This window comes from Rhizobium pisi (assembly GCF_003938655.1).
GTDB classification, from domain to species: domain Bacteria; phylum Pseudomonadota; class Alphaproteobacteria; order Rhizobiales; family Rhizobiaceae; genus Rhizobium; species Rhizobium pisi.
In genome coordinates this window covers 1-21,733 of sequence record NZ_RJJT01000031.1, presented here as the reverse complement: position 1 = coordinate 21,733, position 21,733 = coordinate 1, and the positions used below count along the sequence as shown (strand labels likewise).

General features: G+C 59.3%; 14 protein-coding genes, 1 tRNA gene and 1 pseudogene. 9 read left to right on the top strand and 7 right to left on the bottom strand.

Translation table 11 applies throughout. The features are described from left to right. Nucleotides 1-325 precede the first annotated feature (325 nt). Together EFD55_RS29545 and EFD55_RS29540 are read right to left on the bottom strand one after the other, a co-directional pair. A complete protein-coding gene (locus tag EFD55_RS29545) occupies nt 326-679 on the bottom strand; it encodes a hypothetical protein (RefSeq protein ID WP_125850178.1) in 354 nt (117 codons plus the stop codon). Nucleotides 680-785: 106 nt separating this feature from the next. Further along, nucleotides 786-1,289 carry a YciE/YciF ferroxidase family protein gene (locus EFD55_RS29540; RefSeq protein WP_125850176.1) on the bottom strand — a complete coding sequence of 168 codons (504 nt, stop codon included), beginning with the start codon at nt 1,287-1,289 and terminating at the stop codon, nt 786-788. A gap of 851 nt (nt 1,290-2,140) precedes the next feature. Here EFD55_RS29540 and EFD55_RS33375 point away from each other — a divergent pair. The 3 genes and pseudogenes from EFD55_RS33375 to EFD55_RS29530 form a co-directional block, all read left to right on the top strand. After that, the gene (locus tag EFD55_RS33375; protein WP_165504899.1) at nt 2,141-2,314 is read left to right on the top strand and encodes a hypothetical protein; all 174 of its coding nucleotides are present in this window, start codon (nt 2,141-2,143) and stop codon (nt 2,312-2,314) included. 82 nt (nt 2,315-2,396) lie between these two features. Then, complete coding sequence (locus tag EFD55_RS29535) at nt 2,397-3,518, top strand: AI-2E family transporter (RefSeq protein ID WP_245438616.1); 1,122 nt, start codon at nt 2,397-2,399, stop codon at nt 3,516-3,518. A 209-nt stretch (nt 3,519-3,727) separates the two neighbouring features. Further along, nucleotides 3,728-4,426 (top strand): annotated as a pseudogene (locus EFD55_RS29530) (GMC oxidoreductase); the annotation flags it as partial. A gap of 747 nt (nt 4,427-5,173) precedes the next feature. On the opposite strand, the gene EFD55_RS29520 reads toward EFD55_RS29530, so the two are convergent. The 5 genes from EFD55_RS29520 to EFD55_RS29500 all read right to left on the bottom strand — a co-directional run bounded on the left by EFD55_RS29520 (nt 5,174) and on the right by EFD55_RS29500 (nt 7,013). Beyond that, nucleotides 5,174-5,464: a CopG family transcriptional regulator gene (locus EFD55_RS29520; RefSeq protein WP_125850174.1), complete on the bottom strand. Its 291-nt coding sequence runs from the start codon at nt 5,462-5,464 to the stop codon at nt 5,174-5,176. Beyond that, nucleotides 5,464-5,649, bottom strand: a complete 186-nt coding sequence (locus tag EFD55_RS29515; RefSeq protein WP_125850172.1) for a hypothetical protein — start codon at nt 5,647-5,649, stop codon at nt 5,464-5,466. The genes EFD55_RS29520 and EFD55_RS29515 overlap by 1 nt, the downstream gene beginning before the upstream one ends. Nucleotides 5,650-5,912: 263 nt before the next feature. Then, complete coding sequence (locus tag EFD55_RS29510; RefSeq protein WP_125850169.1) at nt 5,913-6,173, bottom strand: hypothetical protein; 261 nt, start codon at nt 6,171-6,173, stop codon at nt 5,913-5,915. Between the two features lie 241 nt (nt 6,174-6,414). After that, nucleotides 6,415-6,488: transfer RNA gene (locus tag EFD55_RS29505), tRNA-Arg, on the bottom strand. A gap of 192 nt (nt 6,489-6,680) precedes the next feature. Then, nucleotides 6,681-7,013: a DUF3768 domain-containing protein gene (locus EFD55_RS29500; RefSeq protein ID WP_125850167.1), complete on the bottom strand. Its 333-nt coding sequence runs from the start codon at nt 7,011-7,013 to the stop codon at nt 6,681-6,683. 640 nt (nt 7,014-7,653) lie between these two features. Between EFD55_RS29500 and EFD55_RS29495 the strand changes: the two genes are divergently transcribed. The 6 genes from EFD55_RS29495 to EFD55_RS29470 all read left to right on the top strand — a co-directional run bounded on the left by EFD55_RS29495 (nt 7,654) and on the right by EFD55_RS29470 (nt 21,450). Further along, nucleotides 7,654-8,232 (top strand): invasion associated locus B family protein, encoded by a 579-nt coding sequence (locus tag EFD55_RS29495; protein WP_125850165.1) that lies wholly within the window; start codon nt 7,654-7,656, stop codon nt 8,230-8,232. A 13-nt stretch (nt 8,233-8,245) separates the two neighbouring features. Then, nucleotides 8,246-9,967, top strand: coding sequence for a ShlB/FhaC/HecB family hemolysin secretion/activation protein (locus tag EFD55_RS29490; protein WP_125850163.1), 1,722 nt, complete (start codon nt 8,246-8,248; stop codon nt 9,965-9,967). Between the two features lie 289 nt (nt 9,968-10,256). Next, nucleotides 10,257-19,976: a hemagglutinin repeat-containing protein gene (locus tag EFD55_RS29485; protein ID WP_376774115.1), complete on the top strand. Its 9,720-nt coding sequence runs from the start codon at nt 10,257-10,259 to the stop codon at nt 19,974-19,976. Between the two features lie 8 nt (nt 19,977-19,984). After that, nucleotides 19,985-20,770 carry a hypothetical protein gene (locus EFD55_RS29480; RefSeq protein WP_125850161.1) on the top strand — a complete coding sequence of 262 codons (786 nt, stop codon included), beginning with the start codon at nt 19,985-19,987 and terminating at the stop codon, nt 20,768-20,770. A gap of 30 nt (nt 20,771-20,800) precedes the next feature. Further along, nucleotides 20,801-21,205: a hypothetical protein gene (locus tag EFD55_RS29475; protein ID WP_125850159.1), complete on the top strand. Its 405-nt coding sequence runs from the start codon at nt 20,801-20,803 to the stop codon at nt 21,203-21,205. Nucleotides 21,206-21,219: 14 nt separating this feature from the next. Next, nucleotides 21,220-21,450: a DUF2283 domain-containing protein gene (locus EFD55_RS29470; protein WP_125850157.1), complete on the top strand. Its 231-nt coding sequence runs from the start codon at nt 21,220-21,222 to the stop codon at nt 21,448-21,450. Nucleotides 21,451-21,733 lie beyond the last annotated feature (283 nt).

Genomic DNA, 21,733 nt, shown 5'->3' with positions numbered 1-21,733 from the left:
CCGACTTCCAATTCGTGTCTTCCAGGGCGCTCTTCCTGTGACATAATTCGAGCAGGAGACAGTCCAATGACGGATGACAAATACCACCACGATCCGGGCCATTTTCGAAAAACGCGAGTCAGCCCACCGTGGCTGTCGAACACCTGCTTCAACGCACGGAGTCTTTTCGAAACACTGCTGGCTCTGTGCCATCGGACGGCGACGCTTCCCATGAAGCCGTCTTCAGCGATGAGCGAGGAAGTCACTTCAATATGGAATAGGCCGAATGACAATGAGGTAACGACACCAAACCAGAGAGTGTCCTCAATTGGTGCGCCTCGTGATCCTAGTCATATTTTAGCGTGGCCTTCAAATGCTTGAGCTCGGCCTCCTGCCTAGCTGCCGCTTGTTCGACTATTTCTCGATAGGAAGCATTGGTCTCGGCGACAACCTTGTTCAACTCCGTGATCTGACTCTGCAGCTCGTAGGGCATGCATGCCGACATTATCCTGTTCCCGCAAGCAGTAGCCGCCCGCCTCATGACGGATGCGCGGCCTTTCCATGTCTCGTTAAAGGAATCGGACCAAGCCGTGGGGGTATCTGCCGAAAGCTGCAGGACCATTGAAGTGAGCGGTCCCTTTACGGACCCCGATGCACTGTCGTTCAACTCGACGATCCTGATATCCTGAAATTCGGTCATTGAATAATTCTCCTCCATTGGCGGCCTGGACTGCCTTGGCTGGTCATCGCTAAGATGGCAGCGATGACCGTGCGCGGCTGCGCTGTGACGGGCTACGTCAACGGTGTCAGGCGGCTTTCTCGGCATTCTGATTGACAACCTTCGTCGCAATGGAGGTTAGCGCGAGATCGGTCGCCTGTTCCTCATCGAGCGTCGTCTGAAGGAGCTTGGCGGCGTCCTTCATCCCCAACTCGAGCGCCCATGTCCGCAGGGTGCCATAGCGCGACATCTCGTAGTGCTCGACCGCCTGGGCCGCGGCAAGAAGGCCGGCGTCGAGTGCCGGCATCCCCTCGTACTCTTCCATGATCTCGGCGCCTTCCTTGACGATGCCCATGAGGGCGTCACAGGTCTTCTGCTCCGGCTTCTTACCGATGATCTTGAAGACATCCTCGAGACGGGTGACGTGCACCTTGGTCTCGGCGAGGTGCTTCACGAAGGCGTCCTTGAGCTGCCTGTTCTTAGCCGCGTCGTGCATCTTCGGCAGCGTCGCAACGATCTTGTTTTCGGCGAAATATACGTCCTTCAAAGTGTCGTGAAAGAGAACGTCGAGTGTTTTGATTTCCTTGGCCATGGTTAGCTCCTTGGGTTCGAAAGATTTCTGTCGTGGTCCAGATGCCCGGTCATGTTCACGGCCACAGCCAGGCGTGCATTGCGATCAGGCCGCCGGGCGGCGGTAGCGGTCGCCTTCCTGTTGACCCACCCATACGGGGCGAGCGTGTCGTCGATGCCGGTCTTCTCGACGCCGTTTTTGGCCTGAGTCTCGGTGAAACTGTTGGCGCCTGCGACCGGCGCAGCCGAGTTCTTTGTGTCAAGCGTCGCGACCGCCGGAGTTCCGGCATCGGTAGAGGACGCGGGGTCCGTCGTGCGACAGAAGTGAGCGCCGACGCTCCTACCAACGCCGCGGCGAGAGCCATATGTATCATTGAGATGTCCTCTTTCTCGGACGGTGTTCACTCGGCCGTGAAGACAGAACCTCTGCAGCTGGTATTAGTTCCTCTGCAACCGCCTGAAATATCCAGCGGGCCAACCGGTAGTCGGCGCGACGGTGCCGACCTCGGCGCCTTGTCGAAAAGGACTTGACCCTTGATGCAGGGACAATAGTCCCGGCACTGTTCGAGCCAGATCGTCAATGGCAAGATCGCTCCGGCTTTTCCGGATCACACGTCGTCTCTGTGTGGAAAAAGGGGCTGACGCCCTACCAAGGCTTCCCTGACAATTCTCGCGGTGTTTTAGCCTCGCCGGCTTGAATGGATGAGTACGCCGCCTTTCGTGTTGCTCCACAGCGCCAATGCGGTGGCGCACGTCGGATATGGGAATCGCACGAGCTTGTTTTGGGAACTGTCAGACCGGGCGGGAACACTTTACCGGCATTCTGGTTCTCTCATCGAGACCAACCCGGTCTCGTCAATGGAGGAGTAAAACATGCCATCGTCAAGCGGAACCAGCGAAAGAAAGCCGGGCGTCAAGTCCGGCACCGGCAAGAGCGCTTCGTCGTCCAAGGGTAGCAGTGGCTCGAAAACATCGAGCGCTCAGGGCGGCACCCACGAACAGCACGTCAAGGCAGGTGAGCAAAGTCACAAAAACACCAAGTCTTAAACGCACCACGAAGGGTCCGTCACAAACGGGCTCTTCTATCTCACTTCGCCAGAGCAGTTTGGCAGGGCCAAAGGAAATGAAGGTGGCCGACGACAAAACCGAACTGAATGTCGATAAAATGCCAGAGCCCAAAATCGCTCCCGGCGTTCAAGTCAAATCGCTGGATTTGCCCACCAACCCGGTGGTCGTGCTGCTTTCGATATTGGTGGCGCTCGCGACATTATGCCTTGCCTACGTCGCGGCTGAGATCGTGCTGCCGATTGTGTTGGCGCTCGTTCTTAAGCTTCTGTTTCAGCCGGCCATGCGATTGCTGGAGAAACTCCATTTTCCGCGAACCCTTGCAGCCCTATTGCTAATCTTGTTTGTTTTCGGCGCCATCGTCGGTATCGGCGGTGCAATCTCTGGCCCAGCGACAGAGTGGGCTGCGAAGCTGCCCGAAGGGATTCCCAGATTGCAGGAGCGTCTCAAGTTTCTCAATGAACCGGTGAAAGCACTTCAAACATTCCTCCATCAGGTCGATAGCTTCATGCAGCAAGGATCGGCAACAAGCGGGGGGTCCGGCTCGACGATCGCCGCAACGCTTTTCGCTGGAACGACCCACTTTGCAGCCAGTTTCTTCGAAACCATCGTCATATTGTTCTTTTTGCTCGTATCCGGAAGCACGTTCTTAAAACGGATGGTCGAAATACTGCCCAATTTCAAGGAGAAGCGGCAGGTTGTCGAGCTGTCCCAAGATGTCGAGAAAAATATCTCTGCCTATCTGGTCACTATTACGGTCATGAATGGAGCGGTTGGTTTAGCTACGGGCATTGCCATGTGGCTGACAGGGTTAGGCGATCCGGTTCTATGGGGTGTCGCGGCGTTTCTGCTGAATTATGTCCCGATCATGGGGCCGCTTCTCGGAGTGGGAATTTTTCTGCTCGCCGGCCTACTGGTGATCGATAGGTTGTGGCTGGCCCTTCTGCCGGCGGCGCTTTATTTTGTGATCCATGTCGCCGAGGGCGAGATCATCACGCCTGTGCTGCTCGCCCGCCGATTCACCCTCAATCCTGTGCTTGTAATTATAGCGCTGATCTTCTGGTTTTGGATGTGGGGTGTGCCTGGAGCGATCCTGGCGGTGCCAATGCTCGCCATCACCAAAATCGTCTGCGATGGAATTCGGCCGCTTGCCGCCATCGGGCACTTCCTCAGCGGTGACGAATAATTGCGGCTCGATTTGCGCCGGGTTTCGGCGATGCGCGGCGCCGACGTTGTCCCCGTTCGACCCATAGTGGGCGAGAAGATTGTGGATTTGCGTCGGACTCGACTTCGCTGTCGCGTCTTTGCAATGTGGCTCCATCGGACAGCCCAAGGCGCAACGGCAGGAGCTATAATTGCTCTCAGCACGTACCGGCGCTGCCTGAAATTTCGCGGCGGCGCAATCATCAGGATCACCTCGCTTTCGGCTGTACCTGGGCTTATCGGAAACCAGAAGCAATCGGCGGTAGCGGTTGCGAGGCGAACATTTACTGGAGAAGTGGTGCGCGCCTGTCCCAGCCGGACATTCTCCAGTGCCAGTTGGAGTTTGCAGTTCCTTCTTCGGCCGAAACGGGTCTCGAATCGCCGGAGCACGGCTGGACAATGTTCAACGGTCTCGCACAGCCGAAAAGCCGTGGCCGCTTGCGGCTCTCTGGCCCTAACATAAACGATCCTATCCTGATCGACCCGAACTCCCTTAGCGAGCCGGAAGACATGGCTGCCGCATTGGCCGCGGTCGAATTGTGTCGCGAACTCGGCAACAGCGAGGGCTTTTCCCCGTTGGTGACAGGCGAAACTGCTCCAGGTGCGCGCGACAGATCAGGCATGATCGATTTCATCCGGCGCTCCGCCGTCACCTACTGGCATCAAACCTCCACCGCCAAGATGGGACGCGACAGCATGTCGGTCGTCGACAATGAGCTCAAGGTCTACGGCATCGAGGGTCTTCGTATAGCGGACGCCTCGATTATGCCGCGCATCACCACGGGCAACACAATGGCGCCCTGTGTTGTCATCGGTGGGCGGGCGGCCGATCTGATCGGAATCTCACATGGACTGGGCGCTCAGCGCGAACTTGTCGTTCCGTTTGTCTGATCCTGACAGTTGGGACTTAGCGCTTTGTTCTGCATGGCGCTGAGTTTCCGAACTGGACGATAATGGAATACCATGTCGTTAAGTGCGTTCGGCGCTCGGTTTTTATATCCATGATAAAGGTCATGGGGAAGATGGTCGGTGCCACGAGCATAGGTTAACATCATGATTTATAAGCGTGATTTGGCCCTTAAAACTAATATCTATTAAAACAATGTAAGGAAGCTTCTGCGCCTCCATGTACTGCTGCGTAACTTCCTGCAAATACGCGTTTTTTTCATGGAGCGTCAGCTCCGCGAATTGTTCGCGTGGCAGGAAAGTTGTCTCCGACAAAGCGCTTCTACCAATCGCTGTTTGTGATCAAGGACGTTGGTAAAAAAGGAAACGCGATAACGGAATCCGCTGCAGGGCGGGTTCCAAACCAAACAATGAAGAGTATCGGAGAAATCAGCATAGCGGCCGCAAGGCGGGATTTCGGGAATCTCGTCACGCTAAGGGCGGAATCAAGAGCAGCCGCAGGAGCCTCAGCATAGCGGCCGGCAGGGAGGCGGGGCCGACTGCCCCCGCCCGTGCGTTCCGTGTGGATGGGCGGCACGACGTTTGGGTGCCAGTCTCGCGCCGGCGGCTTCGACCAGATAGTGAAGTACCTGCACCGGTAAGGTAACGGGGCGGTTTATCAGGCTGAATGTCCAACCACTACGGTCGCAATCGTGATAAGGCTTGAGCCTAGAAGCGGTGGCGCAGCTGGGATCAAGCCGTCCCATCCACTTCGCCATCTTCGTCGAGGTTATGCACCGGCAGATAGGTGTTCTTCTCCATCCATTCCCGGACGATAAACCTGATCGTGTCGTTGCGCGTCATGCCGAACTCGCCGGCGAGGTCTCGCAACGCTTCCTCGATATCATCCTCCATCGACACGGCGCCAGCATTGCGCAGCCGCAGTGCTGCACGACGGAGCATAATCTGCAGGTCCGCTCGCGAGATATCCGCAATCCGATCAGCGGCGTCCTCGAGGAGGGTGGCGGTGTCAGGCGGGCTCATCAGTGGATCCGCTTCGGAGCGTCCTCAATCTGTTCAAGGATCTGGACCAGCCCCAAAACAACATTCTTGTTCAGGCGGGCCATGATGAGGCCCGACCGTTCAGCTATCTCGCCGGTGCGTCGATCGAATATCGTCCAGGTGTCGTCTCGCTCTTTCCGAGCGCCGTAGCGTGGTTCCTCGATCATCACTCATTCTCCTTCTATCTCGGATTACCATCCGCCTGGGCGAGACATCGCGCTTCTACCGCCACACCTGTGACCTGCGGCGTCGTACTGCCAATCGTATTGCAGTTGCCGCCGCCGCAATTGCCGTGCGTGCATACTGCAGCCGCCGTCCCGACTAATGCAAGCCCAACAAGGACGGCGGCTGCTTGCCGTTGCCGGAGCGACGATCTTGCGTTGCCAATCAAATCGGTGGCGATAGGTTCGCCATCAAGCAGAAAGCAGGGTCAAGGCAACCGCGATGGTTTGTGCGGATCCGCGGCAGGAAGCTGCGCTTGCGGGCGTGAGGCTGCGATCCGCCCACATTCCTTTAGAAGGCGCAAAGCGGCGGCCGGCTCGGGGGCGTCGATTTCGCAGTTGCCGATGCGCAGGCGGGTGCGCCTGGATGCAAGCCACGCTTTCACCACCTCGGTCGCACCCCAAACGCCTAAGGCGGCGACGCCCGGCCACGGCATTTTAAGAAGCTGAAGAATCTCGATCGCGCTCATAATGCGAATCATGCCCGTCAATGGTTATCGGCACAGATTGGCCCGGCCCGGGGACCGTTCAGTGCGAGTCACGGATTTTCAGCGTTTCGAGAACTTCTCGTCTGTTTGGCGGGGTTAAATGGCAATTCGTAACCGCGATGGTCAGAAGAATATCACCCAAGGGTGCGCTACTCCTAAATCAAGCATCCCTTGCGCCAAGGCGCGGTCGGTTACAATGGCAGAAGCGAGGGGAGAGGTCTCTTGGAGCGCCAGACGGGTTTCGAGCCCGCATCCTCCGGGTAGAAGCCGGACGCTCTGCCTTTGAGCTACTGACGCGCGGAGGAGGCCGAACCGGCCGCCAGCCGCAGGGGCAAGGGTGCTTTCCTTCAATGGGTGGGGGTGATAGATTCCGGACGGGTAGAAACCGGGGCGCACCGTTCGTTTGGGACGGTGCGTTTTCTGTTTGCAGGAGGGCGCGGTAGCCCGACACGCGAAGATGCGGGCTTTCGCCCGCATCCGCGGCAAGGCCTAGTATTCTTCGGCCAACATGATCGTGAGGACCCGTTTGGTGACCTTGGGGTCGGCCGGATCTTCGGAGCCATGGAGCATATCCATGGCGTAGTAGTCGATTTTCCAGAAGACCTTGGTCCCGTCGACGGTCACGGCGCCGAAATCATGTTCGCCGTGCGGGTCGTTGTCGGCCGTGAAGGCGTCGAAGGTCTGAACGGCCTCCGCAATGCGGGACTGAGACTCGATGGACAGGCTCCCGATGCCTGGGGTCATCAGGACCTCGCCCGTGAGCCAGGTCCTGCGGAAGGCGTCGTTCAGTATCCGGATGGTCTTTGTGCGGTTTGTTGTCATAGTTTTTGCTTTCGCTGGTTGATTGCGCCGATGGCGCATTCCGAACGAAAGCGGACGAGGGGACCTGTCCTGCCCAACACGGACCGGAGCGGGCAGGGCATGGATAGGAACACGCTGTTCGCTTAGGAAGGCCGCCACTCATGGCAGCCGATCAACCTGAAAGCCTATGACCGCGAGACGCGCGTAGAACGAGGAATATTGTACGCGAGCATATCCCAAGGATGCTCAGGGAGCTGTCAAAGCTAATGCTACACCGGGCCGAAGGATGCCCGGCGCTGCAATAACAGCTTGCGCCACTCCTTTGAGCGCCACCGTTGCGGAACGGCGACGCTCTTCCATGGCCGCGGCCGATCACAAACGTTAGCGCATGTGTTGCACAAATTACACAACTCTCCGAAAACGAGCGTGAATCGCGCTAAGGTAAACACTACCTGTCGATGTATCGCGCCGAGATCTGCTATGAAGCCGTCAAGCCAATGAGTGGCCTCGCTCTCTGAGCCTTTTTCATGACATCGATAATCCGCGCGGTGTGCGACAAGCACAGGCAAAAGTTGGTCGTGACGACCGACACGTCAAGGCTGATCCAATGGCCAATTGGAGCGAAATGGCTTCCCACTTGATTGAAACTTTTGAAATTTCAATGAGCAAATTTTCGAAGGGCGGCATGAAGCGGGGCTTCCGGATCGTCGCCCCCGCTCTGATATTGATGGCCGGTGCCAACCCTACCCCTGCCCAATCTCCTGATCCGGCAGTGCAGCCGGCGCCAACCGTACAATCCCAGAAATTCGACGACTGGTATTATCGCTGCACCGGTTCTGAAGGCGCCGAGGCCTGCGAAGTCGCACAGGTCGCGCAAGTTGCCAAAGATGGCAAGCCCGTCAATGTCCTGACGCTGGCGATATCGGCGCCGCCGGCCGGGCCTCAGGGCAAGCCGCGGCTGGTGCTGACCGCTCTGCTGCCGCTCAACGTCTTCCTGCCCTCCGGCCTGTCGATCAAGGCGGACGGCAAGCCCGTCGCCAGGCTCGATTACCGCAATTGCAACCAGACCGGATGCTGGGCGCAGCTGGCGCTGGATAGCAAGACGGCTGCGACGCTGAAGAAGGGCGCGACCGCCGAAGGGCTGGTGCGGCTGATGAACGGCCAGGATGTCAATATCCGCTTCTCGCTGAAAGGGCTGAAACCGGCCCTCGACGAACTTCAGTCCATTCCCGCGAAGTAGCCGAATTTCACTCATGACCACAGAAATTCGATACTCCCTGGTCGCTGGCGCCGTCCTCGTGATGGGTGTTGCACCCGCTTACGCGCAGTCGCCTGCCGATGATTTCAACCGCCGCCAGGAGCAACAGTCGCAGACGCAGCGGCTGGATGCCCTGCGCCGCGCCACACCGGGCGGAGGTGCGGATACGGAAGACGGCTCTTTGCCGACCAGCCAGGCAAATGTGGCCTGTTTCGACATCACTCGCGTCGAGATCGATGGGGCAAATCTGCTATCGGCGCAGGAGATCGGCAAGGTGACGGCGTCTTACGACAACCGATGCGTCGGCCTGGCGGAGATCAATGCCGTTCTCAGGGATGTGACGCACCTCTATATCGATCATGGCTATGTGACCTCACGTGCCTACGTGCCGCAACAGGATATCGCCAAGACCAGGGTCCTCCGCCTGCTCGTCGTCGAGGGCACGCTCTCGGACATCTATCTCAACGGCCAGAAAGTCGCCGGCAACGCGTCGCTGGCGACAGCCTTTCCCGGCCTGATCGGCCGGGTCGTCAACATCCGCGACATCGAGCAGGGGCTCGACCAGATGAACCGGCTGCAGGCCAATGACGCCAAATCCGCCATGCTGCCCGGCCCCAAGGACGGAACATCGATCCTGAACATCGAAAACCATCCGGGCCGGCCCTGGCATGTTTCCCTCGGCAACAACAATATGGGGCAGGAAAGCACCGGCTTTTCCAGAAGCTCGGCATCCCTAGGCTATGACGATCTGCTTGATATCAACGACCAGTGGAATTTTTCCTACGAGCATAGCGGCCCGAACTATCCGTGGAGCGATGACGGCAGGGGATATGGCAACAGCTATTCCGGCAGCGTCAGCGTTCCCTACGGTTACTCCACTGTTTCGCTGAACGGCTCCTGGTACCAATATGAAAGTGCGGTCGAAGGAAACTTCCGGTCGCTCGAAACCTCGGGCAATTCCGGCCAGGTGGGCCTCGGCATCGATCATGTCGTCTTCCGCGACAAGGATTCGATCACCACCGTCCGCAGCGGCCTGACCTACAAGCAGACCAACAACTTCCTGCTCGGCAATCTGATCGAGGTTGGCAGCCGCCGCTATACTGTCGGCGATATCGGCATTTCCCATTCCCGCCGCATGCTCGGCGGCGTCTGGATGTTCGACGCCAGCTATGACAAGGGGCTCGGTCTCTTCGATGCGGTGGAGCCGGGGGATCCCGGCGCCGGCAACGCCGATCCGCGATTTTCGAAATTCAACGCCACTGTCAGCGTGACGCAGCCATTCCAGGCCGCCGGCCGGCAGTTCGAGCTGACCTCGCTGTTCAGCGGTCAATACTCCCCCGACAATCTCCTCGGCGCCGAGCAGATCTCGCTTGGCGGCTACAGCAATGTCCGCGGCACGCGCGAAAGCGTGCTCTTCGGCAATAACGGCATGTTCACTCACAACGAGATCGTCTGGAGAACCAAATCCAGCGAAAGCGGCGGCGCGACCGCGAAGCTGTTCGGCGAACTCCGCCCCTATCTCGGCTTCGATTACGGCCACATCTACACGCAAAAACACTTCGACATATCAGGCGGCGATCTCGCCAGCTGGACGGCCGGCATCCGGACCGTCGGCGGCAATATCAGCGCCGACCTCGGCTATTCCGACATTGTTGCAAGCAGCCTCGACCACGTCGATGGCGGACTCTTTTATTTCAGCGCATCCGCTCATTGGTAGAGAATCAAGAAGTGAAGATGCCCCTCTCCATTAGCATCGAGCGGTTCGGAGTAGTAGCCAGCCAAGATTGCTGCACCGCGATAAATGACGGTGTTTTCTTTGGATTGCATTTACCTCAAGCACAGGCGGAAGTTGACCGTGACCAACGATTGTGGTCTCGGTCCTACTGAAAAATTACAACCACGGCGGGATTTATCCGCTGCATGGGTTCAGGTCGCGGAAGGCAGTAATGGGCGCAGGGTTGGGTAAGTCGACGACGGCAACAATTGGTGTCGCCGGAGCGGATGGAATGCTTGCTTGCAGGATCGCACGTTTCGGCCGGCAATCCCTCGCTCTTCTGCTGAGTGGTCTGCTTGTGCTTCAGCCGATGCTTGCCAATGCCCAGTCGGTCTCGGCAAGCACGACGGCGCCTGTTGCCAATCAGCCGGGCGTCGGCACGGCGCCGAACGGCGTGCCGCTCATCGACATCGTCACGCCGAACAGCCAGGGCCTGTCGCATAACAAATACGACAATTTCAACGTCGGCACGCCGGGCCTCATCCTCAACAATTTCAAGGGCGAGGTCGGCACCTCCAATCTCGGCGGCCTGACGCCGGGCAATCCCAATCTCAACACATCGGGGCCGGCATCGGTCATCCTCAACGAAGTCACCAGCGGCAATCGCTCGGCATTGAACGGCGCGGTCGAGGTGTTCGGCGGGCGCGCCGATGTCATCATCGCCAACCCGAACGGCATCACCTGCGACGGCTGCGGCTTCATCAACACGCCGCATGCGACGCTGACGACGGGCGCGCCTCAAATCGGCGCCGATGGCAAGCTCAACGGCTTTACCGTCAATGGCGGCGACGTCACCATCGGGCCGAACGGCGGCAATTTCTCCGCCGGGTCTGGCGCCGTCGACCTCTTCGACATCGTTTCTCGGGCGGTCCACGTCAACGGTCCTGTCTATGGCAAGGATCTTCGCGTCACGGCTGGCCGCAATCAATTCGATTATGCCACCGGCAACGCCACGGCACTTGCCGCGACATCAGGCACGCCGGAATATGCGATCGACGGCACAGCACTCGGCGCCATGCAGGCCGACCGCATCAAGATCGTCGTCACCGAAAAGGGCGCCGGCGTGCGCATGAGCGGCAATCTCGCCGCCAACACCAACGAGCTGTCACTGTCGGCCGACGGCAAGATCTCGCTCGGTAATGTCTCCGGCCAGCAGGGCGTTTCGATCTCCTCGAAGGCGAAGGTGACGGCCGCCAAAGTGGCCTCGAAAGCCAAGGTCGCCGTTCAGGCGGGGCAGGGCATCACGCTGGATACGGTCGCCGCCGATGGCGACATCGTGCTGTCAAGCGGCAGCGGGTTGTTGAGTGTCGGCGGCGAGGTGAACAGCGCCGCCAACGTGCTGATGTCGTCGGCGGCCGGCATTGCCGCCGGCAGCATTACCGCCGGCAATGCGCTCTCTTTGTCCGCTACGTCGGGCGACATCCCGGTTGTCGGTGCGGTCAAGGGCACCGGCGCGCTCTCCATCACCGCCACATCAGGCGCGATCTCGGCTGCCTCGCTCGTCAGCAGCAACAATATCGCGCTTTCCGCCGGCGCCGATATCGGCATCTCCGGCGATATTCTGGCGCAGGGCAACGTCACGGCGTCAGGCCGCTCGATCTCGGCCGATACGGTCGTTTCCGGCCTCGACATCGCTGCGACCAATGCGGCAAACGGCAGCACGGTTCTATCAGGCGCCGGCGACATCCAGCTTGCCGCAAGCAGCGGCGCCGTCGATGTCGAGGCACTCCTGTCGGCCGGCGATACGTCGGTCACATCAGCGGTGCTGACGGCCCAGAGCGTCATCGCGCATGGCGCCATTGCGATCAACGCGGCCACAGATGTCAGCGGTCAGATCCTCAGTGCCGGCAACATCGACATCACCGGCTCGGCCATCTCGGCCGACGCCATCATCGCCGGCATCGACTTTGCGGGAACGGAAGCGGCCGGCGGTAATATCGTGCTGACGCAGAGCGGCGATCTCTCGCTTGCCTCCAGCGGCGCCATCGATACCGGCACCCTGCTTGCGGCCGGCAATCTCTCGGCTTTCGCCGCCAATATCGGTGCCGCCACCGTAACCGGCCATGGCGCGATCACGCTTTCCGGCAATACCGACGTCACCGGACAGCTTCTCGCCGCCGGCGATGTGTCGATCAGCGGCGGCTCGATTGCGGCGGGCACGATCGTCGCCGGCATGGACTTTGCTGCCACCGCTGCGGGTGGCGCCATCGCCGTCGGCACGGCCGGTGACCTGACGCTTGATGCCGGCAGCAGCGGGAGCGTCGATATCGACACGCTGCTTGCCGCAGGCGCTCTCCTTATCGATGCCGGTCGTTTCCAGGCCGACAATGTCAGCGGCCACGGCGCCGTTACCATCAACGCCGATACATCGGTCACCGGCCAAATCCTTGGCGCCGGCGACGTCTCGGTCACGGGTCCGGCCATTCAGGCCGGCGCCATCGTCTCCGGCGTCGATTTTGCCGCCACCGCCCAGTCGGCCAATGGCGACATCGCCCTTGGGCAGGCCGGCGATCTCACGCTCAAGGCGACAGGCACCGATATCAGCGCCGGCAACCTGCTTGCCGCCGGAAGCGTCGATGCCAGCGCAGCCGGTGATGTCAGCGCCAATGTCGTCGCCCATCAGGACATGACGATCGTTGCCGGCGGCACGATCGATCTCGCCGGCCAGTCGCTCGCCGCCGGCAACGCCAGCCTCACGGCGCAATCCATCACCCTTGACTCTCTCGTCTCTGGTCTCGACTTCGCTGCCACCGCCCAATCGGCCAATGGCACGTTGAGGCTGCAACAGACGGGCAGCATGAGCCTTGCGGCCACAAGTGGTTCGATCACCGCCGGCAACGCCCTGCTGAGCAGCGGCGCTCTTTCAGCCAGCGCAAGCCAGAATATCGCTTATGCCCAGCTGCAGACACTCGATAGCGCCGCACTTTCGGCTTCGGGCCAGATCAGCTACGGCAATCCCACCCGCACCGCCAACAACCTGACGCTGACCACAACCACCGTCGACCTTTCCAACGGCAGGGGCAGCAACATCGCCACCGGCGGCACGCTGACGCTCAATGCCAATAGCGCCAACCTTGCCAACAGCAGCCTCACTCTGGGCGGTCTCGCTCTCAATCTCTCCGGCACGGCCGACCTCAGCGGCGCCCGGGTCAACGCCGTCACCAATGCCGGCGGTTCGGGCGACATCGCCATCAACGCCGCCGGCCTCTCAACGTCGAACAGCACGGCGCTGCTGGCCGCCCATGACCTGACGCTGACGCTGCCGTCGTTGATCAATGCCGGGCAATTGGTCGCCGGCAATGATCTCACATTCAATGTTCCCGGGGATTTCACCAACAACGCCACGGGCCTCGCCTATGCCGGCCACGATGCCAGCCTCTTCGTCGGCGGAACGCTCACCAACAATCAGGGCGCCATCTTAGCTGGCAACGATCTCGAAATCGCCGGCCTGACATCGGGACAAAGGAACGCCGCCGTCACCAACATTTCCGGCCTCATCCAGGCCGGAAACGACATGTCCATCCTGACCAGCAATCTGACCAACAAGCGGGCCGCCACGCCGCAATGGACGACCGGGACGCTGGTATCTTCAGGTGTCGTCAGCGGCTTCACGCTCAACCCCGTCGCCGCCGGCCTGCCTTTCGGCTATCTCGAGACCGCAGATCAGAACATGTACCAGCTCTATGCCGGCGTCGATCCGGCGCTGTGGCAGGATTATGAGCCGCTGCTCTGGTCGAAGGCGACGCTTGCAGACGGCACGACCTATCATGCATGGACCTGGATTTCGGCCGATGGACCCGAAAAGGTCGGGCCGATCATCGACTGGATCAGGGACCGGGTGCCGAGGGACGCGAACGGCAATCCCGTTGTCGATCCCAACAATCCGTCGCGATACTTCATCGTCGACGAGGTGAATTTCAGCGGCTCGGACACAAGCACCACCTACACATGGGACTGGTCGTCTCACCTCAGCCAGTCGGTCTACGAAGATCGTCTGGTCGGCACGCTCAGCCCGGAAGCGACGATCCGGGCAGGCGGCAACCTCAACATCGACGCCACGAATCTGACCAATTCCTACAGCTCGATCGAGGCCGGCGGCGACGCGACGCTGAAGGGCTCAACGCTGACCAATACCGGCGTCACCCTGTTTCGCACGACGACGACGACCTGCCAGGCGCAGGGCGCCTGCACGGCCTATAATGCCAACGGCACCGCCAATCCCTCGAAGAACATCGCCAACGGCTCGACGATCGTCAGCTCCGTCCAGGCGATCGGCGGCGTATCGGCCAACATCAAGGCGGGCGGTGCCCTCTCGATCAATTTCGGCAGCGTCAACAACACGTCCGCAGCCGGCTCGGTTGCCGGCGGCGCCAGCGTCGCTGCATCCAGCAATCCCGGCGATCCGCTCTCGGCGCTCACCGGCCTGACCGCCGGCGGCGCGCTGTTCAACGTCAACTCGGCGCTCGGCGGCGTCACCGCCAATGGCGGCAGCCTGCTTGCCGGGCTCGGCAATATTGCCGACCGCATCCGCGTCGACGGCAAAGCCCTTGAGGACGCCGCCAAACCGCAATCAGGCGGCGTCGGCGGGAACATACCCCATCAGATCTTCCTGTTCGAAACCCGCGCAGCCTATCTCGATGTCGGCCAATTCTATGGCTCCGGCTATTTCATGAACAAAATCGGCTACGTGCCGGAGACGACGGTTCCGTTTCTGGGCGATGCCTATTTCGAGAACCAGTTAATCGACACGCAACTGCGGCAGCTCGTCGGCGAAGGGCTCGGCAGAAGCACCTTCATCGCCGGCGACAGCGCCATCAAGCAGATGAAGACGCTGCTCGACAATGGCGTCAAATATGCCCAAGATAAGGGCCTGGCCGTTGGCCAGGGCCTGACACCTGAGCAGGCGGCAGCCCTCAAAGAGTCGATTGTCCTCTACCAGTGGCAGACGATCGACGGCGTGCAGGTGCTCGCGCCCGTCGTCTACGTCGCCGCCGCCGACCGGCAGAAGCTGAACGGCGCCGGCGCCGCCATGGCGGGCGGCTCGGTCAACATGACGGTCAGCAATCTCGACAATTCCGGCCTGATTGCATCCAATGGCAGCCTTACCGTCTCCGGCAGCTCCATCCAGGGCAGCGGCACGTTCCTGTCGCGTGGCGACACGGCGCTCAATGCCACCAACGGCATCACGCTTGCCGCCCAGACGATGACGATCGGCGGCCAGAACGTCGTCAATACCAATGCAGGCGTGACGGCGGGCGGCGCTCTGCAGCTTGCCGGCGGCAGCGGCGATTTGGCGCTGACGGGCGTCAAGGTCAATGCCACAGGCGACGCCACGCTCACCGGCAAAAACGTGACGCTCGCTGCAGCCAAGGTCGACAATGCAGGCCAGCAGAATGCCACCGGCAGCCAGGTCGCCAGCGGCAAGGCTCTGACGATCAAGGCAACCGACAATGTCAACGTCATCGGCAGCTCTGCCAAGGCGGGCACGACGCTCGATGTGACCGCCGACAAGGGCTCGGTGGCCGTGGTGTCGACAGACGTCGCCCGCAACAACCAATCCGGCTACACCAGGACCGTCTCCACCGATCAGCAGCGGTCGCAGCTTTCCGCCGGCACCAATGCGACGATCAAATCAGGCGACGACATCCTGCTCTCCGGCTCCTCCGTCACGGCGGGCGGCAATGTCGCACTCAGCGCCGGCGACGATATCAACATCACCGCCGCGCAGGAGCATTCCGCATCCACTTTCGGCAAGAAGTCCGCCTCGTCGATCACCCATGTCGGCTCGGAGATATCAGCCGTCGGCGACCTCTCGGTCACCGCAGGCAGCGGCAACGGCAGCGGCGATCATGACCTCAACATCGTCGGCAGCAAACTCGCCGCCGACGGTAAGGTGGCTCTCAAGGCCGACGGCGACGTGACGATCGCCGAAGCTACCGACACCGCGACCCTCGACACCAAGCTCAGCACCAAGGGCGGTTTCCTCGGCACGAGCGAGAAGACGACCACCCATCTGGAAACGACGACGGCCGTCGGCTCATCGATTAGCGGCGCTGATGGCGTCGACATCACCTCCGGCAAGGACACGGTCATATCGGCCTCGAAGGTGATAGCCGGCGACGAGGACCACGATGCCGATCTGAACATCACCACCAAGGGCGGCGACCTCATCATCGCCTCCGGAATGGACACCAGCGCCAAGGACGACAAAGGCTCGCGCAGCGGCTTCCTGTCCAAGGGCTCATCAAGCCACAAGAGCTACGATGAGACGACGGTCGGCTCGCAACTGAGCGCCACCGGTGACATCAATCTCGACGCAGGCAAGGCAGCAATCATTGCCGGTTCGAAGGTCGATGCCGATGGCTCGATCAATGTAGCGGCCGACAGCGTTTCGATTATCGGAGCGCAGGAGACGCACGAGCTCGAGGAGCAGCGCAAGAAGTCCGGCTTCGGCGTCGGCGGCGGTGGCGGCTTCATTTCGATCTATGGCAGCCAGCAGAACAAGGGCGCCCAGGCCTCGACGCTGAATATCGGCTCGGCGCTTTCCGCCGCCGGCGAGGACGTCAACCTGACGGCGCGGGCGACCGATCTGAACATCATGGGCTCGTCCCTCGATGCCGAGCGCGACATCAACCTGTCTGCCAAGCGTGATGTCAACGTCACGCCCGGCGCGGAAAGCTTCTCGCAGTCCGAGCAAGAGAAGAAGTCCGGCTTCGGTCTGTCCTTCTCCGCCGGCAATGGTGGCTTTTCCATCGGCATCGGTGCGCAGACGAGCAAGGACAGCTCGGCGCAGCACGCCGACACCAACGCAGCGTCGGCGTTGTCCGCCGGCCGCGATCTCAACATTTCGGCGGGTAACAATCTCAACCTCCAGGCGACACAGGCTTCGGCCGAGCGCGACGTAAGCTTGATCGCCGCCAACGATATCAATCTATTGTCGGCCAACGACGTCACCAATTATCAGGAGGTGCACGAAAAGACCTTTGCCGGTGTAACGCTCTCGGTTTCCAGCCAGTTGGGGAGTGCAGCCCAGAGCATCATGAAAGGAGCAGAGCGCCTGTCTGACTCGGGTGGAGTCAATGGGCTGACCAACAGTGCAATCGCCGGACTCAGCTTTTATCAGGGTATTCAAGGCCTGAAAGGCGTTTATAATGGCCTGACCAGTACCGATCCGAAAATCGGAACAGGCCTTTCCTTCACCATCGGCATCAACGCCGGCATCAACCACCAGGAAAGTAATTCCTCATCGTCGTCCTCGACGCCTGTCGTTACTGCCATTCGTGCCGGTCGATCTATCGCCATGGAGGCCGAGAACGGCTCGATCACCAGCGACGGCGCGCAAATGATTGCCGGTTATGACAAGTTCGGCCTTCCGACCATCTCCGGCGACCCTCAGGCAGGCGATATCTTCCTGTCGGCAAAAAATGGCGACATTAATCTCAATGCTGCGACCGGCACGTCCGATTCAACCGATTCGAACAGCTCCTGGAGCGCTGGCGTTGGTGTGAATCTTGGCTGCACCACGAAGACTGGCTGCAAAGCCAGCGTCGGCGCCAGCGGCTCGTACGGCAAGGGCGGTTCCGACACCGGCGAACTCACCCACACCAACACTCATATCAACGGCACCGGTGACGTCGCCATCGTGACTAATGACTTGGCACTGAGAGGCGCGACGGTCACCGGCGACTCGGTCTCTGTTGATGCGAAGTCGCTGACTATCGAAAGTCAGGTGGATACCGCCAAGGCCCGCGCGAATCAGCTCGATGTCTCGGGCCAGATCGGCTTCGGCTCCTCCGGTATCTCCGGTGTGACGCAGAAGGCCAAGGGCGATACCGTCGTTGTCTCCGAGCAATCTGGCATCCATGCCGGGACAGGTGGTCTCGACATTAATGTTAGTGGTCAGACCTCGCTTGTCGGCGGCCTGATCACCAGCGAGGCGGCAGCCGACCTTAACACGTTCAATACTGGCACGCTTGAAGTCACCGACATCGACACACATTCGTCCTGGAAGGCCGAAACCTATGGCGGCTCCATCGGCACCAGCGGCCTCTCGTTGTCGCCGCCGGTGAAGGCTGGCGAGAAGGAAACCGGTAAGACGTATTCGGCCATCGGTCCGAACATTGGCATCACCATCACCGATCCGGAGCACCAGACCCAGGACATCGGCACGATCCGGCGTGACACCGACAATACCAACACCTCGCTGCCCGGCCTCCCGGATCTGCAGAACATCCTGCGTGACCAATACAAAACCCAGGCCGACCTGCAGGAGGCCCAGAAGACGATGGCAGGCCTCGTAGCTGATATCGCTAACAGGTTAGCGTTGCAGGCCGCGAGCGGCCCCCATCCTGAAGATGCAGCGATTTGGGCTGAGGGTGGCGTCGGACGCGCAGCCTTACACGCGCTCGGTGGCGCCATCCTGGGCGGAGTTAACGATGTGCCTGGTGCGATTCGTGGCGCGTTCGGGGGTGCGGTATCAACCCTCATAGCGCCCTATATCGACCAACTCGTTGCTGGCCTCATGAAGGATGCAGGACTGTCCGATAGCGCTGACAGCCAGAGACTTGCAAATTTGGTGGCGACAAGCCTCGTCGCAGGGCTCACTGCATTCGCGGGCGGCGGTGAGGGAGCTGCCTATGCAGCCGCAAACTATCAGTACAACTATCTGAACGACAGAGATCTGAAGGCTGCAATCGAAAACAGAAAGCTGCTCGTCGCGTGTCAGAATAATCCGACCTGCACGCGAGAGGAATTGAACAAGCTCGCTGCCATTGACGACGGCTTTATGAAGAAGTCGCGCAGCAACACGGTCACCATTATCGATACCTGCTCAAGAGAGCCTTCGTCCGCTCAATGCCACGATATGATGAAGGATCTCCAGCAGTTCAGCGCGGCGATGGACGCTGCCAATACGCAGGACCTCGACAGCGCTGGAATCTATCAAAGCGCGCTCGGATTTTCCGCCAAGGAATCCGCACTCGTCAACTACGATGCGATCCTGGCAAGACACCTGGCGGACGGCGAGCCTGCCGATCAGGCAATCTCCGACGCGCTTGTTGAGATTGGCCAGACGGAAGGGGGCATTAAGGCTTTCCTCGATACGGTGGGCGTTGTGGGCGGAGGTGCTGTCTGCGTCGGAACGGGCGGCGTCGCTTGTGCGCTCGGCTTGATCGGCGCCGCGGCAAGCGCCAATGCTCTCGTTGCAAGTGCTCAGCAGGCGGTTACCGGAAAACAATCGAAGACAGCCCTTGTCTGGTCGCTTATTGAAGCGGGCTATACAGAAGCGGATGCCGAACGGTTTCAGCGCTATCTCGACGCCGGTGTGATCGTCGTAACCGTCGGAGTCGCCGGCACAGAGGCTGTTCTCCGCTTCGCGGCAACATCAAAGCTCGGAAGCCTGAGCGCCTCGGAGCGGGCTTTAGTGCAACAGGCCGTCGAGAAATCGCAGCCTATTCGCATGAGCAATGGGGTGCCGCTTGATCCCCGTTTGCCTGAGCCGATCGCGGGGACGAACTGTGTTCCCAAGCAGCTGAATTCCACGAACCCCAACATCGCCAACTCCCAAATTAATGGTTACGTTGGCGAATTGGAGCTTGCTAACCAAGTCGCGAAATTGCCAGGGCAGCAGGTATTGCGATACGGTGACGCTGTCGGAACGCATGGAGCTGACATCGTTTCGGTCGATATCAACACAGGGGAAATATTCCTATGGGATAACAAGTTCCGCAGTAGCGCACAGGCTGTTCCCTCGTCACCCACCTTTGAGCCGGATTCAGACGCCCTGCGAAATGCGCTCGTTCAGGCAAGAAACGCTGTGGAAGATCTCCCAGCTGCATTGAAAAACCGCGTGATCCAAAACCTTGATGAAGGCAATTTCGTAACAAATACGGCAGGCTCAGGAAGCGCCCGGAACTCCACGCAGGTACGATTCTGCGGCGGCAATCCATGCTAAGGTACAGTATGAAATATGATCCCATTCGTAGCAGGCATAACAAACTCAAGGAGGACGGCGCTGGAACCCGTTTTCTGTTGGACGCCGTATATGATGAAAAAAAGCCTATGGGCAACGCCGCGCAGTATCATATCGGTGACATCATAAGTTATTGGCTCGTCGGCCTCGATAAAGAAATCGCTCCTATCGTGCATCGTTCAAATCTTTGGCTGGACCGTGCCATCGAGAAAGATGAAAAAATGGGAAGTAACCACGATTTTCATCGAGCACTTCTCCATTCTGCGCGTGCGATGGGAACATTCCTTGAGGACGGCTGGAACGATGAAGGTCATTGGGCGTGCGCACGCATCCGCGAGGAAGCAGCTTGGCGATTTGAGGGCCGACCATGGCCGCGAAACGAAATTATCAAATCAGGCTTGGACGACTACATGGCCTTCGCCTACCAGAGCGGCGAGCATGATGGCGGCTTTGAAGCCGCCGTCGATATGTACGAGCACTTGATTGGAGAAAAGCCTCTATCACTCAAGAAGGTTCTGAAACCGCGTGAGTTCGGCTATGCCCTTTGCCTACATAGCGCTCGTGGCCAGTTCGATAAACATGAACTCTTTGAGGCGGGTTGTCGGATGCTGCAGGCCAACCTCGAAGAAATCTGGTTGGGCGGCGGCCAATTCTTACGGGCGGCGACCTGGCTGAAAATTGTCTATTGGGACGGTGACCAGACCCTCACTCCGCTGGAGACCATCCTCAAAGCCTACGACAACATGCCAAACGTACCACGCCCGGATTTTGTCTAGCGAAAAGGTGGATTAAAAGGTTTTCACTACATGGCTATTCATCTGAGAAAGCAATCAGGAAAAACAATTAACCTGTCCACACGTCATTGGACCGTGATGCTAACGCTCGCCGAGACCTTTGGATGGTCGCCGGCTGGCACGATAGCTCCGGTCGGCTGGAATGGTCCCGGTGAATGGGAAGGTGCATACGATACGAATGATGGCCAGCTTGTGTCGGATGATGACGCTAAAAGTCTCGCTCGACATCTTCATGGAGCGGCCGTAAGTGACCAACTCCCAATCGCCCTGACGGATGTCATCAATTATATCGAGAATGCCGCAGAAGCTCGCGGAACAGCGATCATCGATGTGATGAGAATGAAGCCGGACGAATTCTCGGACATTTTTTCGCCTTTACTGATGTTCCTTTATGAAGGCTCGTTTTACATCGACTAGAAGGTGAGGAATAAATGAGAGACAATTATGTTCACCTGGATGGCGATGAACAGGACGTTTTCTACGTTTATCTACCTAATCACCCCGGTAAAGAGATTCCCGGCGTGGTCCGCAGTTCTATGAGGCTGAGAGATTTGTCTGCCGAGCTCGATCGAGCGGATTTACTTCAGCTGTTCGGGGAGACTGACGTTGTCCTTGATTGCGGAGAAGATGGCAGGCTGATCGGCATAGAAATTGTCACGTAGCACTGCGGTTTTGGGCGGCAAGTTCGATGAATGAAGCTCCTTTTTCTGGCATCCGTAAAGGATGACAAAATGAAGAATTTGGAAAAAGACGATCTGTTCGAAGTCTGGCTCATACATATGGATGACGCCATACAAAATTTAATCGATAGCTTACCCGGTAGTCCTCCCCGCGAATAAGGGGCTTCAAAAGTAGAATTTTCTCGGCAAGATGCTCGAGGAGATTTTGATGAAGAAGAGCCGATTTACCGAAGCCCAAATCATGGCTGTGTTGCGCCAGGCGGAA